Here is a 15,054-nt window from a genome sequence, read left to right as displayed (position 1 = left end):
AGAAGTCGCCCGGCCTTTTCGTCAGTTAAATCGCTGGATGAAGCTGATTATGCAGCTTCTGCAGCAGCAGCCTCGGCAGCAACGCGAGCCTTGTCGGCTGCACCCTTGGCATCAACGTCGCGCTCGACAAATTCGATCACGGCCAGCGGAGCATTATCGCCCTGACGGAAGCCAGCCTTCATGATGCGCAGGTAGCCACCGTTACGCGAAGCGTAACGTGTTGCAATGGCATCAAACAGCTTGCGAACAGCGTCCTGATCCTTGATCTGCGAGATCGCCTGACGACGAGCGTGCAGGTCGCCGCGCTTGCCAAGAGTAACCAGCTTCTCGACGATCGGACGGAGGTCCTTAGCCTTCGGCAGGGTCGTTACAATCTGCTCATGCGTGATGAGCGAAGCAGCCATGTTGGCAAACATTGCCTTGCGGTGGCTGGCGGTACGGTTGAGCTTGCGACCGGAATTCTGGTGACGCATCTCGTGTCTCCTTTACTTGCAGACATCCGCCTGCAGTTTAAACGTGCTATCCATTTCCAGCGGCGGAGCGCGGTGCCCCGCCCGGAAATGCTTGCGGGTTAGTACTGATCTTCGTAGCGCTTTGCGAGATCTTCGATGTTTTCCGGCGGCCAGGCTGGAACTTCCATACCCAGATGCAGGCCCATGGAAGCAAGAACTTCCTTGATCTCGTTCAGCGACTTGCGACCGAAGTTCGGCGTGCGCAGCATTTCCGCCTCGGTCTTCTGGATGAGATCGCCGATGTAAACGATGTTGTCGTTCTTCAGGCAGTTCGCGGAACGAACGGAAAGCTCCAACTCGTCCACTTTCTTGAGAAGCGCCGGATTGAACGCGAGTTCAGTTACGGCTTCTTCTTCTGCTTCCTTCTGCGGCTCGTCGAAGTTGACGAAGACCGACAGCTGGTCCTGAAGAATGCGTGCGGCGAAGGCAACGGCATCTTCACCCGTGACCGAACCATCGGTTTCGATGGTCATGGTCAGCTTGTCGTAGTCGAGAACCTGACCTTCACGGGTGTTTTCCACCTTGTAGGACACTTTCTTGACCGGAGAATAGAGGCTGTCGACCGGGATAAGACCAATCGGAGCATCTTCTGCACGGTTACGCTCGGCAGGAACATAGCCCTTGCCGTTGTTGACCGTGAATTCCATGCGAATCTCGGCGCCTTCATCAAGCGTGCAAATCACATGGTCAGGGTTCAGGATTTCGATGTCGCCAACGGTCTGGATATCACCAGCCTTGACCGCACCAGGACCCTGCTTGCGCACGACCATGCGCTTGGCATCATCACCATCCATCTTGATGGCGATTTCCTTGATGTTCAGCACGATATCCGTAACGTCCTCACGAACGCCTGGAATGGAAGAGAATTCGTGCAGAACGCCGTCGATCTGCACTGCCGTAACAGCAGCGCCGCGCAACGACGACAAAAGAACGCGGCGCAACGCGTTCCCGAGCGTCAAACCAAAACCGCGTTCCAGCGGCTCCGCAACGAGCGTAGCCTTGGTGCGACCGGAGGAGGTAAACTCCACCTTGTTCGGCTTGATCAGTTCCTGCCAGTTCTTCTGGATCATATGTTTCAAACCTTCCGTTCGCTGCCACTATTCAATCGTGGCAACCGAGCATGAGAAGCGCCTAGAGAACTCTAAGGCGTTACGGCAAAGCCGCCAAACCTCGAAACCGGGGTAAGGCGGCGTCACACGAATTTCAAGCGAGGCACATCATCGACATGATCCGCCTCAGCACGCCAATTAGACGCGACGCTTCTTACGCGGGCGGCAGCCGTTGTGCGGGATCGGCGTCACATCGCGAATGGATGTAATCATGAAACCAGCAGCCTGCAGGGCGCGAAGCGCAGATTCACGACCGGAGCCAGGACCGCAAACTTCAACTTCCAGCGACTTCATGCCGTGTTCCTGAGCCTTCTTGGCGCAATCTTCAGCAGCGATCTGCGCAGCAAACGGCGTGGACTTACGCGAGCCCTTGAAACCCTTCGCACCAGCAGAAGACCAGGCAATTGCATTGCCCTGGGCATCGGTGATGGTGATCATCGTGTTGTTGAACGTCGAATTGACGTGTGCGACGCCAGACGTGATATTTTTGCGTTCGCGACGGCGTACGCGTGTGGCTTCCTTGGCCATTGTATCCCTTTCGTTGATATCGTCACCGCCGTAATACCAGCGGCTCCACCGGAGCAAGACGCCCCAAACTCAAAAAGGAGGCTCGCGATATTCTCGCCAGCCTCCAATTTCCGGCATAGCCGAAAATTACTTCTTCTTACCAGCAATCGCCTTTGCCGGACCCTTACGGGTGCGGGCATTGGTGTGCGTGCGCTGACCGCGAACCGGCAGGCCACGACGATGGCGCAGCCCGCGATAGCAGCCGAGGTCCATCAAACGCTTGATGTTCATCGCCGTCTCACGACGAAGATCACCCTCGACCTGGTAATCACGGTCGATGGTTTCGCGAATCTGAAGAACTTCAGCGTCCGTCAGCTGATGAACGCGACGGTCAGCAGGAATACCGACCTTCTCGATGATTTCTTGTGCAAACTTCGGGCCGATCCCGTGAATATAGGTCAGCGCAATAACAACGCGCTTCGCAGTCGGGATGTTGACGCCAGCGATACGTGCCACGCCTATTCTCCTTGCGTTCCAGTTGCCGTCCGGCAAGTGGTACTTTACTTTGAGAGCAGCCAGAGACGGCCGCCAGTTCATATCTCATCCGATACAAGTCAAAGCGACCGATACGGACTTCCGTTAGAAATCCGCGCCGATCGCTAGCAAATGTCGCGAGTTGGCGCGGTGTTTAATGGAATCGATCAAAAAAAGCAACCGGGCCCATTAAGATTCTTTAGGACAGGCTCCCATCCGCATCAGGCGGAAGCCTTCTCCAACACATTTTCAATTGACGCAGTCACAGCGTCAACGTCTGCCATACCGTCGACAGTCACCAATTCACCCGTTCCAGCATAATGCTGAGAAAGCGGCGCGGTCTTCTCCCGATATTCCGAAAGACGCTTACGGAAAGCCTCCGGATTATCATCCGACCTGACGGTACCACCCGCAGCCAGCGTTTCCGCCACGCGTGATTCGATACGGCGAACCAAGGCGTCCTCATCGACCTTCAACTCGATGACTGCATCCAGCTGCAAACCAAGGCTCTTCAGATTATCGGCCAGCGCCTTGGCTTGAGGCACCGTCCGCGGGTAACCATCCAGGATGAAACCCTTCACACAGTCAGCTTCCTGAATCCGGTCAGAGACGATCTGATTCACAATGTCATCCGACACCAATCCGCCGGCATCCATAACCGCCTTGGCGCGCTTGCCAACATCCGTCTCGGCCTTCACCGCAGCACGCAACATATCCCCCGTGGAAAGCTGAGGAATACCGTACTTCTCGGTCAAGCGCTTGGCCTGGGTGCCTTTACCTGCACCCGGCGGCCCCAAAAAGATCAGTCTCATCGTCCCCTCTTTCCTCCACGCAACTTCGACTTCTTGATCAGCCCCTCATACTGTTGGGCAATCAGATGACCCTGAATCTGAGCCACGGTATCAAGCGTTACACTGACTACGATCAAAAGCGAAGTACCACCAAGGGCTAATGGGATACCAGTACGCGCGATGAGCGTTTCAGGCAGAATGCACACAAACACCAGATAGATTGCTCCGACAACGGTGATGCGTGTCAGTACATAATCGATGTACTCGGCGGTCCGCTCACCCGGGCGGATACCGGGGATAAATCCACCGTGCTTTTTCAGATTGTCTGCCGTGTCCTTCGGATTGAACACGATCGCCGTGTAGAAGAAGGCGAAGAACGCAATCAACAGACCGTAGAAAAGCATGAACAGCGGCTGACCATGCTGAAGCGAAGCAATCACTGCCGTCGCCCAGGCCGGGAGATTGGTGTTGCCTGCAAAACCAGCTGCGGTAGCTGGCAAAAGCAACAGTGACGATGCGAAGATAGCGGGAATAACGCCAGCCGTGTTGAGCTTCAGAGGCAGGTGCGACGTGTCACCTTGGAACATTCTGTTCCCGACCTGACGCTTCGGATACTGAATGAGGAGACGGCGCTGCGCGCGCTCTACGAAAACAATCAGTGCGATCACGCCAATGGCAACAACCACAACTGTGAGAATTAGGGCCGTGGACAGAGCGCCTGTCCGACCAAGTTCCAGTGTACCTGCCAAAGCTGTCGGCAGACCGGCGGCGATACCCGCGAAGATGATCAGCGAGATCCCATTGCCAATGCCACGCGACGTAATCTGCTCACCCAACCACATCAGGAACATGGTTCCGCCAAGCAAAGTCACAACAGTCGAAATTCGGAAGAAGATACCCGGATCCAACACGATGCCGTTTCCGCCCTCAAGACCGACGGCAATACCGTAAGCCTGCAGCGTTCCCAGCAACACAGTGCCGTAGCGGGTATACTGATTGATGATCTTGCGCCCCTGCTCACCTTCCTTCTTGAGATTCTCAAGCGATGGAACGACAGAGGTCATCAACTGCACGATAATCGATGCAGAAATGTATGGCATGATGCCGAGCGCGAATATCGCCATACGCTGTACAGCGCCACCGGCAAACATATTGAAAAGACCGAGAATACCCCCAGCCTGGCCGCGAAACGCTTGTGCATATGCCTCAGGATTCAATCCCGGAAGCGGAATATGCGTACCCAAGCGATACACAAGAAGCGCAGCCAATGTAAACCACAGCCGCTTCTTGAGGTCGGTCGCCTTGGAAAAGGTAGAAAAATTTAGATTCGAGGCCAGTTGCTCTGCTGCAGATGCCATGCCTATCTCCGCCTGACTAATCCGCCAGGCTGTTAAGCACACTGGCTGGAAAGCAGTCTCTATTCCTATTCAGAACGGGAGCTGGACAGCTCTGGACACCCATGGCCCCTCCCCCAATTCCGTTGTTCCCGGCTTACTCGCCGAATCCTGCCGGGTCGCGAGGCCCACATATGGGAGCAAAATCGCCCGGTGTGAAGCACCCCGGGCGATTGTTTACATCTTATTCAGCTGCCGCTGCAGCGAGAAGCTTGATGGAACCACCAGCCTTCTCGATCTTTTCGACAGCAGCCTTCGAAGCGCCAGCAACTTCAATCGTTACCTTTGCGGAAAGCTCACCATCAGCAAGCACGCGCACACCATCCTTAACGCGACGGATAACGCCCGCAGCCTTGAGCGAAGCCGCATCGATCGTTGCAGAAGCGTCGAGCTTCTTGGCATCGATCGCAGCCTGAATCCGACCCAGGGAAACAACAACAAAGTCAGAAGAGAAAATGTTGTTGAAGCCGCGCTTCGGAAGACGACGGTAGATAGGCATCTGACCGCCTTCGAAACCGTTGATCGCTACGCCAGAACGAGCCTTCTGACCCTTTACGCCGCGACCGCCAGTCTTGCCCTTGCCGGAACCGATACCGCGACCAACGCGGATACGATCCTTGCTTGCGCCTTCGTTATCTTTGATTTCATTCAGTTTCATGGATTTATCTCCCGTCTCACTTCTCGTCGACGACGCGAACGAGATGCTGGACAGACCGGATCATACCACGAACTGCTGGAGTATCTTCCAGAGTGCGAACCCGGTGCATCTTGTTCAGACCCAGGCCGATCAGCGTCTGACGCTGAACAGCCGGACGGCGAATGGGGCTACCGATCTGCTCGACCGTAACCGTCTTCTTGGTTTCGTTGGCCATCAGTATAGCTCCTTATTCTTCCGATGCATTGCCGGAAGCGGCACGGCGCGCCTGCAACGTTGCATACTTGATGCCGCGCTGAGCTGCGATGTCCTTCGGATGCACCTGATGCTTCAGCGCATCAAAAGTTGCGCGAACCATGTTGTAGGGGTTGGACGAGCCAGTGGACTTCGCAACGACGTCATGAACGCCAAGCGTTTCGAACACAGCACGCATCGGACCACCAGCGATGATACCGGTACCAGCCTTCGCCGAACGCAGAAGAACCTTGCCCGCGCCGTGGCGGCCGTTGACGTCGTGATGAAGCGTACGGCCATCGCGCAGAGGTACGAAAATCAGGTCGCGCTTGGCAGCTTCCGTCGCCTTGCGAATCGCTTCCGGAACTTCACGAGCCTTGCCATGACCAAAGCCAACGCGGCCCTTCTGATCGCCAACGACGACGAGAGCGGCAAAACCGAAACGGCGACCACCCTTAACAACCTTCGCTACGCGATTGATCGCAACCAGCTTATCAACAAACTCGCTGTCGCGCTCTTCGCGGCCCTGACGTTCTTCGCGCGAGCCTCTCTTATCCTGTGCCATTTTCCTGTTCCTTTTTCTTTTCCGGTACAAACGGCAGACTTCAAAAAGCCGACCAGATAGCCTCAAGAGCATCTGACCGGCCGACGATGATCGGCCTCATAGGCCAAAATGCCCGGCCTGAAAAGACCGAGCATTAAGTTTTTTAGAAGGACAACCCGCCTTCGCGGGCAGCCTCTGCAAGAGCCTTCACGCGGCCGTGATAAAGGAACGCGCCGCGATCAAACACGACTTCCTTCACACCGGCAGCGACGGCGCGCTCCGCAACGAGCTTGCCAACTGCAGCGGCAGCCGCTGTGTCCGCACCCGTCTTCAGAGCGGTGCGGAGGCCACCATCAAGCGTGGACGCAGCCGCGAGCGTGCGACCTGCCACGTCATCAATGACCTGGGCGTAGATGTTCTTCGACGAGCGATGAACCGACAGACGCGGGCGGCCATTGGCAACCGCCTTGATCTGGCGGCGTACACGGCTCGCGCGCTTTGCAAGTGCTTCTTTCCTGCTAGCCATTTCGCGTCAACCTTACTTCTTCTTGCCTTCCTTGCGGACGATCCGTTCCTCGGCGTACTTGACGCCTTTGCCCTTGTAGGGCTCCGGACCACGGTACTCGCGGATCTCCGCGGCTACCTGACCGACCTGCTGCTTATTGATACCGGTGACGACGATTTCCGTCGGCTTCGGCACAGCAATGGTGATGCCCTGCGGCGGCTCATAGATCACGTCATGCGAGAAACCAAGAGCCAGCTGAAGGTTCTTGCCCTGCATGGAGGCGCGATAACCAACGCCATTGATTTCGAGCTTACGCTCAAAGCCATCCTTAACACCACGGAAGATATTCTCGATCATCGTGCGGGACATGCCCCACTTTGCGCGAGCATCCTTCGTGTTGCTGATCGGTGCTACCGACACAGCATTGTCTTCCAAGGAAAGCTTAACTTCGTCATTCGCCACGAAGACGAGCTCACCCTTCGGACCCTTTGCAGTCACCTTCTGTCCTTCGACAGAGGCCGTCACACCTGCAGGAACCGGAACGGGCTTTTTACCGATACGAGACATTATTCAATCCTGTCTGTTCGCTAGGGTTTCCTGCCTGGCCTTAGAAGACCGAGCAGAGAACCTCGCCACCAACGTTCTGTTCGCGCGCCTGATGATCGGCCATCACGCCCTTCGGAGTCGAAAGGATCGTAATGCCGAGGCCGTTCGCGACCTGCGGAATGGACTTAACCGAGACGTATACTCGGCGGCCCGGCTTGGAAACTCGGCCAATCTCGCGAATAACCGAAGCGCCTTCGTAATACTTCAGCTCGATCTCGATCTCGGACTTGCCGTTACCGTGGTCAACCTGAGAGTAACCGCGAATGTAACCTTCAGCCTGCAGAACGTCCAAAACGCGAGCGCGCAGCTTGGAAGCAGGCGTCGTAACGGTGGACTTGCGGCGTGCGGCGCCATTGCGGATGCGTGTGAGCATATCGCCCAGAGGATCAGTCATGGTCATCTCAACCGTCTCCTTACCAGCTGGACTTCACTACGCCGGGCACCTTGCCCAGGTTGCCCAGTTCGCGCAGAGCGATACGGGACATCTTGAGCTTGCGGTAGAAGGCACGCGGACGACCGGTGACTTCGCAGCGATTGCGAATACGAGTTTTAGAACCATCACGCGGAAGCGAAGCGAGCTTCAAGGTAGCCTTGAAGCGATCTTCGATCGGAAGTTCCTGGTTCATGATGACCGCCTTCAGCGCAGCACGCTTTGCTGCCTGATTGGCGACCGTCTTGCGGCGGCGCTTGTTCTTTTCGATTGCGCTTGTCTTCGCCATATCGAGTTCCTTTTCTACGCTCGTCGTTACGGTTACTGACGGAACGGGAAGTTGAACTCTTTCAAGAGAGCCCGTGCTTCGTCGTCCGTGCTTGCCGTCGTGCAAACGATGATGTCCATGCCCCACATCTGATCAACCTTATCGTAGTTGATCTCAGGGAACACGATGTGTTCCTTGATGCCCATGGCGAAGTTACCACGGCCGTCAAAGCTCTTCGGATTCAGGCCGCGGAAGTCGCGAACGCGCGGCAGCGCGATGTTGACCAGACGATCCAGGAATTCATACATGCGGGCGCCGCGAAGGGTTACCTTTGCGCCGATCGGCATACCTTCACGCACCTTGAAGCCAGCAATCGAATTGCGGGCGCGCGTTACAACCGGCTTCTGGCCGGCGATAGCAGCAAGATCTGCCGCCGCAACCGTGGGCTTCTTGGAATCGGCAGTTGCCTCACCCACGCCCATGTTGATGACGATCTTGTCGATCTTCGGAATCTGCATCTCGTTGGCGTAGGAGAACTGCTCCTGCATCGCAGCGCGAATGCGAGAAACATACTCAACCTTGAGACGCGGCTCGTACTTTGCCTCAGCCATCGATCACATCTCCCGTACGCTTGGCCACACGGACCTTCTTGCCGTCGACCACGGAGAAGCCAACGCGAGTCGGCTTACCGTCTTTCGCAACAATCGCAATGTTGGACAGATGGATCGGCGCTTCCTTGTTGATGATGCCAGCTTCCTGCGTCTGAGTCTGACGCTGATGGCGCTTTACGACGTTAACGCCGCGAACAAGCGCGCGATCTTCCTTCGGCATCACCTGGATAACTTCACCAGTACGACCCTTGTCCTTACCGGTGAGAACGACGACGTTGTCGCCCTTACGAATCTTTTGCATCTCTATCCGCTCCCTTAGAGTACTTCCGGAGCCAGCGAGATGATCTTCATGTGGTTCTTGGCGCGAAGTTCACGCGGAACCGGTCCGAAGATACGGGTGCCGATCGGCTCTTTCTTGTTATCGATGAGGACAGCCGCATTGTTATCAAAGCGGATCACGCTGCCGTCCGGACGGCGGATGTCCTTGGCGGTGCGAACAACGACGGCTTTCATAACGTCGCCCTTCTTAACGCGGCCGCGCGGAATAGCTTCCTTGATGGAAACGACGATGATATCGCCGACAGAAGCATATTTACGCTTTGAGCCGCCCAGCACCTTGATGCACATGACACGACGCGCGCCGGAATTATCGGCAACGTCGAGGTTTGTTTGCATCTGAATCATGTCAGGTCGCCTTCTTGTAATGACTGGAACGGTTGGGCAGAAGCCCCCTTTTCCAGCTCAATGACATACATGTTTTCGCGCGGGATTGGATCTTGCCAAGGTGGTTTCCCAGGTTAGGACCTACCCTGCGCTGCAAAGCAAAAAGAACGCCCGCGAACGGGCGTTCAGCGCCAATGCGCTGCTTCATACAGAATTCTGCGGAAGACACAAGAGCCTACCGCAGATTACTGCAAATTAAGCGTGGGCGGAGATAACCGTCCAGCACTTGTCCTTCGAGATTGGTGCACACTCCTGAATGGAGACCACATCACCAATCTTGTACTGATTATTCTCGTCGTGAGCCTTGTACTTCTTGGAACGACGGACCGTCTTCTGGAGCAGCGGGTGAGCGAAACGACGCTCAACCCGGACTACTACGGTCTTATCGTTCTTGTCGCTGACCACGACGCCCTGCAGAATGCGCTTCGGCATATTATTCTTCCCTTAGGCCTTTGCTTCTGCCGCCTTCTGGCGGGCAATGGTTTTTACGCGAGCGATGTCCTTACGAACTTCGTTGATGCGCGAGGATTTTTCCAGCTGCCCGGTTGCCTTCTGAAAGCGCAGATTGAACTGCTCCTTCTTCAACTCCGCAAGCTTATCCTTAAGCTGGTCGGCCGTGAGGCCGCGAACGTCTTCGGCTTTCATGTGCCTCACCCCTTACTCTGCGATGCGCTGTACAAAGCGCGTCTTGACCGAGAGCTTGGCAGCGCCGAGACGAAGCGCCTCGCGTGCAATTTCCTCGGAAACACCATCGATTTCGAACATCATACGGCCGGGCTTGACCTTGCAAGCCCAGTACTCGACGGAACCCTTGCCCTTACCCATACGCACTTCGGTCGGCTTGGCCGTAACCGGAGTATCAGGGAATACGCGGATCCACACGCGACCCGCGCGCTTCATGTAACGCGTGATCGCGCGGCGAGCCGCTTCGATTTCACGTGCGTTAACGCGGTTTGGCTCTTGTGCCTTCAGACCGAATTCACCGAAAGCCAGGTCGAAGCCGCCCTTGGCCACACCCTTGATGCGACCTTTGAACTGCTTGCGATACTTGGTACGCTTTGGCTGCAACATTTTCTTATTCTCCGAGCTTATCTTTCGCCAGCGCTAATCAAGCGTTTTCGCGACGACGATCGCGGTCACGGCTAGCCGGACCCTGAGCATCGCCTTCGAGTGCGCGGCGTTCGGAAGCCATCGGATCGTGCTCAAGGATTTCGCCCTTGAAGATCCAGACCTTGATACCGCAAATGCCGAAAGCTGTTTCAGCTTCTGCAGTGCCGTAGTCAATGTCCGCACGCAGCGTATGAAGCGGAACGCGACCTTCACGGTACCATTCCGTACGAGCAATTTCCGCACCGCCGAGACGACCTGCGCAGGTGATCTTGATGCCTTCGGCGCCAAGACGCATTGCAGACTGAACTGCACGCTTCATTGCACGACGGAAAGCAACACGACGCTCAAGCTGCTGTGCAATAGACTGGGCAACCAGCGTCGCATCAACTTCAGGCTTACGCACTTCAACAATGTTGAGGTGTGTCTCGGAAGAGGTCATGTCCGAAAGCTTCTTGCGGAGCTTTTCGATGTCTGCACCCTTCTTGCCGATGATCAAGCCCGGACGAGCGGAATGGATCGTGACGCGGCACTTCTTGTGCGGACGCTCGATAACCACTTTCGCAATACCGGCCTGCTTCAATTCCTGCATGAGATATGCACGGATCTTCAGATCTTCGTGAAGCAGCTGACCGTATTCAGCATTATCGGCGAACCAGCGGCTATCCCAAGTGCGGTTGATGCCAAGGCGGAAGCCGATTGGATTAATTTTCTGACCCATTATGCGGCCTCCCCTTTTTCCTCGACTTCGCGCACCACAATGGTGAGATGCGCAAAAGGCTTTTCGATGCGGGATGCACGACCACGGCCACGAGCGTGGAAACGCTTCATGGTGATCGACTTACCAACATAGGCTTCGGCGACGATCAGAGCATCGACATCGAGGTCATGGTTGTTTTCGGCATTGGCGATAGCAGACTCAAGAGTCTTCTTCACCGCACCGGCAATACGCTTACGGGAGAACTCGAGTTCTGCCAAAGCGCGTTCAACCTTCTTGCCACGGATCATGGCGGCAACCAGGTTAAGCTTCTGCGGGCTGACGCGAAGCGTACGGGCAACTGCCTGCGCTTCGTTATCCTTCAGCCGGCGTTCGGTCTTTGCCTTCGCCATGATTACTTCCTCTTTGCCTTCTTGTCCGCACCATGACCGTAATAGGTCCGGGTCGGAGAGAATTCACCGAACTTATGACCGACCATGTCTTCGTTGACGCTGACCGGTACATGCTTGTTGCCGTTGTAGACGCCAAACGTCAGACCAACGAACTGAGGGAGGATCGTGGAGCGACGGCTCCAGATCTTGATTACTTCGCTACGGCCGCTTTCGCGTACCTTCTCAGCCTTCTTGAGAAGATAGCCGTCAACGAACGGACCTTTCCAAACTGAACGAGCCACTTGCTGACTTCCTTCTCTTACTTCTTACGCTGATGGCGCGAACGCATGATGAACTTGTCGGTCGCCTTGTTCGAACGGGTACGCTTACCCTTCGTCGGCTTACCCCAAGGCGTCACAGGATGACGACCACCAGAGGTACGACCTTCACCACCGCCGTGCGGGTGATCAACCGGGTTCATGACAACACCACGGTTATGCGGTGTCTTACCACGCCAACGGGTACGACCGGCCTTACCATCGTTGATATTGCCGTGATCCGGATTGGAAACGGCACCAACTGTAGCAAGGCAGCTGCCCGGGACCAGACGCTGTTCGCCAGAGTTCAGACGCAGAATGGCCATTCCGGCGTCACGACCAACGAGCTGCACATAAGTACCAGCTGCACGCGCAATCTGGCCACCCTTCGCAGGCTTCATTTCCACGTTATGAAGAATGGAACCGACCGGGATGTACTGCAGAGGCATAGTGTTGCCAGGCTTGACGTCGACAGCCTTGTCGGACGAGATCACCTTGTCACCTGCAGCAAGGCGCTGAGGCGCCAGGATGTACGCCTGCTCCCCATCTGCGTAGGTGACCAGCGCAATGAAGGCAGAACGGTTGGGGTCATATTCCAGACGCTCGACCGTACCTTCAACATCAAACTTACGACGCTTGAAGTCGATGATACGATAGGTGCGCTTGTGACCGCCGCCGATAAAGCGAGCAGTAATACGACCGAGGTTGTTACGACCACCGCTCTTGGAAAGACCTTCCGTCAATGCTTTGACAGGCTTGCCTTTGTGGAGACCGGAACGGTCGACAATGACCAGCTGACGCTGGCTCGGTGTCGTTGGGTTGAAACTTTTCAATGCCATTGTTCTAGTTCCCTACTCAGATGCCCGTCGACACGTCGATCGACTGACCTTCAGCAAGCGTAACGACAGCCTTTTTGACGTCCTTCTGCTTGCCGATGAAGCCGCGGAAACGCTTTACCTTGCCCTTGCGGACCAGCGTATTGACAGCCTTGACCTTCACACCGAAGAGAGCCTCGACCGCAGCCTTGATTTCCGGCTTGGATGCACCCTTGGCAACGTTGAAGACAACCTGGTTCTGCTCAGATACCAGCGTCGACTTTTCCGTGATCGAAGGAGAAACGATCACGTCATAGTGGCGAATATCGGTCATTTGAACCGCTCCTCCAGAGCTTCAACCGCAGCCTTGGAAAGCACGAGCTTGCCGCGACGCAGGATGTCGTAAACGTTGATGCCCTGAACCGGCAGAACGTCGATGTTCGGGATGTTCTGAGCAGCGAGCTTGAAATTGCTGTCCAACTCCGCGCCGCCAATCACGAGCGCGTTGTTAAGGCCAAGCGTCTCAAACGTAGCAGCAACAGCCTTGGTCTTGGCTTCACTTGCCACCAGCTGATCGATGATGATCAGGTCTTCCGCCTTGAACTTGGCAGAAAGAGCGTGACGCAAAGCAAGAGCGCGAACCTTCTTGGGAAGATCATGCTCATGGCTGCGAACAACCGGACCGTGAGCCTTACCACCGCCGCGGAACTGAGGCGCGCGAGCGGAGTGGTGGCGGGCGCGGCCCGTACCCTTCTGCTTGTACATCTTAGAACCGGTACGGGATACTTCCGAACGGCCTTTGGACTTGTGCGTGCCCTGCTGCTTCTTTGCAAGCTGCCAGCGCACCATACGTGCCAGAATATCCTGGCGCGGATCGAGGCCGAAGATCTCTTCAGAAAGGGAGACCTTGCCTGCGTCCTTCCCCTCAAGGGTCTTGACGTTGAATTCCATAACTAAGGCTCCCTTACTTCGCAGCCGACTTGACGGCATCGCGGACGATGATCCAGGAGCCCTTCGAACCGGGAACGGCGCCCTTCACAAGGATCAAACCACGATCTTCGTCGGTCGAAACAACTTCGAGGTTCTGGGTGGTAACGCGCGTCTGCCCCATGTGGCCAGCCATGCGCTTACCCTTCCAGACCTTGCCCGGATCCTGATTGTTACCAGTCGAACCGTGCGAACGGTGCGAAACCGACACACCGTGCGTTGCGCGAAGACCGCCAAAGTTATGACGCTTCATCGCACCGGCAAAGCCTTTACCGATTGTTGTACCTGTCACATCGACAAGTTGACCGGCAGTGAAGTGGCTTGGCGTTACCGCTGCACCAACCTCGATAAGGTTATCAGCGTCAACGCGAAACTCGACGACCTTCTGCTTGGGCTCAACCTGAGCGACAGCGAAGTGGCCACGCAGAGCCTTGCTCGTATTTTTTACTTTCGCCTGGCCAGCGCCAAGCTGAACGGCAGTGTAACCGTTCTTTTCTTCCGTACGGTGCGCAACGACCTGGCAGTTCTCGACACGGAGAACCGTGACCGGAACATGCTCGCCAGCGTCGTTATAGACGCGGGTCATTCCCACCTTTTGTGCAATTACACCTGAACGCATCGGTTCAATCCTTCTCACTCAGCCCAAGGCAGAGCCTCAGAGCTTGATTTCCACATCGACGCCTGCGGCAAGATCGAGCTTCATCAGCGCATCTACCGTCTGCGGGGTGGGATCCACGATGTCGAGCAAACGCTTGTGCGTGCGCATTTCGAACTGCTCGCGGCTCTTCTTATCAATGTGAGGGGACCGGTTGACCGTAAACTTCTCGATGCGGGTCGGAAGCGGAACGGGGCCCCGGACGCTAGCACCGGTGCGCTTCGCCGTCGACACGATCTCGCGCGTGGAAGCATCGAGGATCCGATGATCGAACGCCTTCAGGCGAATGCGGATATTTTGGCCGTTCATTCGACGTTATCCTTGTTCTGTTTTCTCCCCGCAGCCAAACAACACGGCACGGGGCGTTTCTATCTAAAGGCGGACCACCGGTGTCAAAGATCGAGGAAGCAAACCCGTAGGCCACTCCATCCATTCTTCAGGGCCGAAGCCCACCTTTTGGATTGATGAACCTGCTCGTCAAAATAAACGAAGCAGGTCGCAAATCGCGCTCGCGCGCCATTTGCAACATTTTCATGTCATAGGCAAGAGCCAACGCGCCTCGCCTCAAACTTTTTTTGCAATAAGGCGAGGGACTTCTCCCTCGCCTTATTCGTGGATTACTCGACGATAGCAGCGACGATGCCGGCGCCAACCGTACGAC

The 15,054-nt window shown here is 55.9% G+C and carries 27 protein-coding genes; all 27 read right to left on the bottom strand.

Annotated features, from left to right (window positions below; translation table 11 throughout):
* Positions 1-47: 47 nt before the first annotated feature.
* A complete protein-coding gene (gene rplQ, locus ACFSE1_RS11310; RefSeq protein ID WP_377400929.1) occupies positions 48-473 on the bottom strand; it encodes a 50S ribosomal protein L17 in 426 nt (141 codons plus the stop codon).
* A 98-nt stretch (positions 474-571) separates the two neighbouring features.
* Positions 572-1,582, bottom strand: coding sequence for a DNA-directed RNA polymerase subunit alpha (locus ACFSE1_RS11305; protein ID WP_377400926.1), 1,011 nt, complete (start codon positions 1,580-1,582; stop codon positions 572-574).
* A 177-nt stretch (positions 1,583-1,759) separates the two neighbouring features.
* Positions 1,760-2,149, bottom strand: a complete 390-nt coding sequence (gene rpsK / locus ACFSE1_RS11300; protein WP_007766864.1) for a 30S ribosomal protein S11 — start codon at positions 2,147-2,149, stop codon at positions 1,760-1,762.
* 126 nt (positions 2,150-2,275) lie between these two features.
* The gene (gene rpsM, locus ACFSE1_RS11295) at positions 2,276-2,644 is read right to left on the bottom strand and encodes a 30S ribosomal protein S13 (RefSeq protein WP_066875641.1); all 369 of its coding nucleotides are present in this window, start codon (positions 2,642-2,644) and stop codon (positions 2,276-2,278) included.
* A gap of 239 nt (positions 2,645-2,883) precedes the next feature.
* Positions 2,884-3,474 carry an adenylate kinase gene (locus ACFSE1_RS11290; protein WP_377400923.1) on the bottom strand — a complete coding sequence of 197 codons (591 nt, stop codon included), beginning with the start codon at positions 3,472-3,474 and terminating at the stop codon, positions 2,884-2,886.
* Positions 3,471-4,811: a preprotein translocase subunit SecY gene (gene secY, locus ACFSE1_RS11285; protein WP_377400920.1), complete on the bottom strand. Its 1,341-nt coding sequence runs from the start codon at positions 4,809-4,811 to the stop codon at positions 3,471-3,473. Before secY ends, ACFSE1_RS11290 begins: the two co-directional genes overlap by 4 nt.
* 220 nt (positions 4,812-5,031) lie before the next feature.
* Positions 5,032-5,505, bottom strand: a complete 474-nt coding sequence (gene rplO / locus ACFSE1_RS11280; RefSeq protein WP_377400917.1) for a 50S ribosomal protein L15 — start codon at positions 5,503-5,505, stop codon at positions 5,032-5,034.
* Between the two features lie 16 nt (positions 5,506-5,521).
* A complete protein-coding gene (rpmD, locus tag ACFSE1_RS11275; protein WP_377400914.1) occupies positions 5,522-5,719 on the bottom strand; it encodes a 50S ribosomal protein L30 in 198 nt (65 codons plus the stop codon).
* A 12-nt stretch (positions 5,720-5,731) separates the two neighbouring features.
* Positions 5,732-6,301, bottom strand: coding sequence for a 30S ribosomal protein S5 (gene rpsE / locus ACFSE1_RS11270; protein WP_377400911.1), 570 nt, complete (start codon positions 6,299-6,301; stop codon positions 5,732-5,734).
* Positions 6,302-6,443: 142 nt separating this feature from the next.
* Positions 6,444-6,806 (bottom strand): 50S ribosomal protein L18, encoded by a 363-nt coding sequence (gene rplR, locus ACFSE1_RS11265; RefSeq protein WP_377400908.1) that lies wholly within the window; start codon positions 6,804-6,806, stop codon positions 6,444-6,446.
* A gap of 12 nt (positions 6,807-6,818) precedes the next feature.
* Positions 6,819-7,352 (bottom strand): 50S ribosomal protein L6, encoded by a 534-nt coding sequence (gene rplF / locus ACFSE1_RS11260; RefSeq protein ID WP_377400905.1) that lies wholly within the window; start codon positions 7,350-7,352, stop codon positions 6,819-6,821.
* A gap of 40 nt (positions 7,353-7,392) precedes the next feature.
* Positions 7,393-7,791 (bottom strand): 30S ribosomal protein S8, encoded by a 399-nt coding sequence (gene rpsH / locus ACFSE1_RS11255; protein ID WP_377400902.1) that lies wholly within the window; start codon positions 7,789-7,791, stop codon positions 7,393-7,395.
* A 13-nt stretch (positions 7,792-7,804) separates the two neighbouring features.
* On the bottom strand, positions 7,805-8,110 hold the full coding sequence (rpsN, locus tag ACFSE1_RS11250; protein WP_377400898.1) for a 30S ribosomal protein S14: 306 nt from the start codon (positions 8,108-8,110) through the stop codon (positions 7,805-7,807).
* 32 nt (positions 8,111-8,142) lie between these two features.
* Complete coding sequence (rplE, locus tag ACFSE1_RS11245; RefSeq protein WP_377400895.1) at positions 8,143-8,700, bottom strand: 50S ribosomal protein L5; 558 nt, start codon at positions 8,698-8,700, stop codon at positions 8,143-8,145.
* Positions 8,693-9,001: a 50S ribosomal protein L24 gene (gene rplX, locus ACFSE1_RS11240; RefSeq protein WP_377400892.1), complete on the bottom strand. Its 309-nt coding sequence runs from the start codon at positions 8,999-9,001 to the stop codon at positions 8,693-8,695. Before rplX ends, rplE begins: the two co-directional genes overlap by 8 nt.
* Before the next feature lie 14 nt (positions 9,002-9,015).
* Entirely contained in the window at positions 9,016-9,384 is a 369-nt protein-coding gene (gene rplN / locus ACFSE1_RS11235; RefSeq protein ID WP_018328276.1) for a 50S ribosomal protein L14, read from the bottom strand.
* Positions 9,385-9,618: 234 nt separating this feature from the next.
* Positions 9,619-9,855, bottom strand: a complete 237-nt coding sequence (gene rpsQ / locus ACFSE1_RS11230) for a 30S ribosomal protein S17 (protein ID WP_377400889.1) — start codon at positions 9,853-9,855, stop codon at positions 9,619-9,621.
* Between the two features lie 12 nt (positions 9,856-9,867).
* Complete coding sequence (gene rpmC, locus ACFSE1_RS11225) at positions 9,868-10,068, bottom strand: 50S ribosomal protein L29 (protein WP_046792688.1); 201 nt, start codon at positions 10,066-10,068, stop codon at positions 9,868-9,870.
* A gap of 12 nt (positions 10,069-10,080) precedes the next feature.
* Complete coding sequence (rplP, locus tag ACFSE1_RS11220) at positions 10,081-10,494, bottom strand: 50S ribosomal protein L16 (RefSeq protein WP_377400886.1); 414 nt, start codon at positions 10,492-10,494, stop codon at positions 10,081-10,083.
* A gap of 37 nt (positions 10,495-10,531) precedes the next feature.
* Entirely contained in the window at positions 10,532-11,251 is a 720-nt protein-coding gene (gene rpsC / locus ACFSE1_RS11215) for a 30S ribosomal protein S3 (RefSeq protein ID WP_377400883.1), read from the bottom strand.
* Positions 11,251-11,640, bottom strand: a complete 390-nt coding sequence (gene rplV, locus ACFSE1_RS11210) for a 50S ribosomal protein L22 (RefSeq protein ID WP_377400880.1) — start codon at positions 11,638-11,640, stop codon at positions 11,251-11,253. The genes rpsC and rplV overlap by 1 nt, the downstream gene beginning before the upstream one ends.
* A gap of 2 nt (positions 11,641-11,642) precedes the next feature.
* Positions 11,643-11,921: a 30S ribosomal protein S19 gene (gene rpsS / locus ACFSE1_RS11205; RefSeq protein ID WP_377400877.1), complete on the bottom strand. Its 279-nt coding sequence runs from the start codon at positions 11,919-11,921 to the stop codon at positions 11,643-11,645.
* A 17-nt stretch (positions 11,922-11,938) separates the two neighbouring features.
* Positions 11,939-12,775: a 50S ribosomal protein L2 gene (rplB, locus tag ACFSE1_RS11200; RefSeq protein ID WP_377400874.1), complete on the bottom strand. Its 837-nt coding sequence runs from the start codon at positions 12,773-12,775 to the stop codon at positions 11,939-11,941.
* Positions 12,776-12,791: 16 nt separating this feature from the next.
* Positions 12,792-13,085, bottom strand: a complete 294-nt coding sequence (locus ACFSE1_RS11195; protein WP_377400871.1) for a 50S ribosomal protein L23 — start codon at positions 13,083-13,085, stop codon at positions 12,792-12,794.
* Positions 13,082-13,702: a 50S ribosomal protein L4 gene (rplD, locus tag ACFSE1_RS11190; protein WP_377400868.1), complete on the bottom strand. Its 621-nt coding sequence runs from the start codon at positions 13,700-13,702 to the stop codon at positions 13,082-13,084. The genes ACFSE1_RS11195 and rplD overlap by 4 nt, the downstream gene beginning before the upstream one ends.
* Positions 13,703-13,715: 13 nt before the next feature.
* Positions 13,716-14,357, bottom strand: coding sequence for a 50S ribosomal protein L3 (rplC, locus tag ACFSE1_RS11185; RefSeq protein WP_377400865.1), 642 nt, complete (start codon positions 14,355-14,357; stop codon positions 13,716-13,718).
* A 36-nt stretch (positions 14,358-14,393) separates the two neighbouring features.
* Entirely contained in the window at positions 14,394-14,702 is a 309-nt protein-coding gene (rpsJ, locus tag ACFSE1_RS11180) for a 30S ribosomal protein S10 (RefSeq protein ID WP_003547547.1), read from the bottom strand.
* Positions 14,703-15,054: the final 352 nt, after the last annotated feature.

It is taken from the genome of Affinirhizobium helianthi (assembly GCF_042680945.1).
Lineage (GTDB): Bacteria > Pseudomonadota > Alphaproteobacteria > Rhizobiales > Rhizobiaceae > Neorhizobium > Neorhizobium helianthi.
The sequence above is the reverse complement of the archived record's forward strand: the minus strand, read 5'-3'. Positions and strand labels throughout refer to the sequence as shown.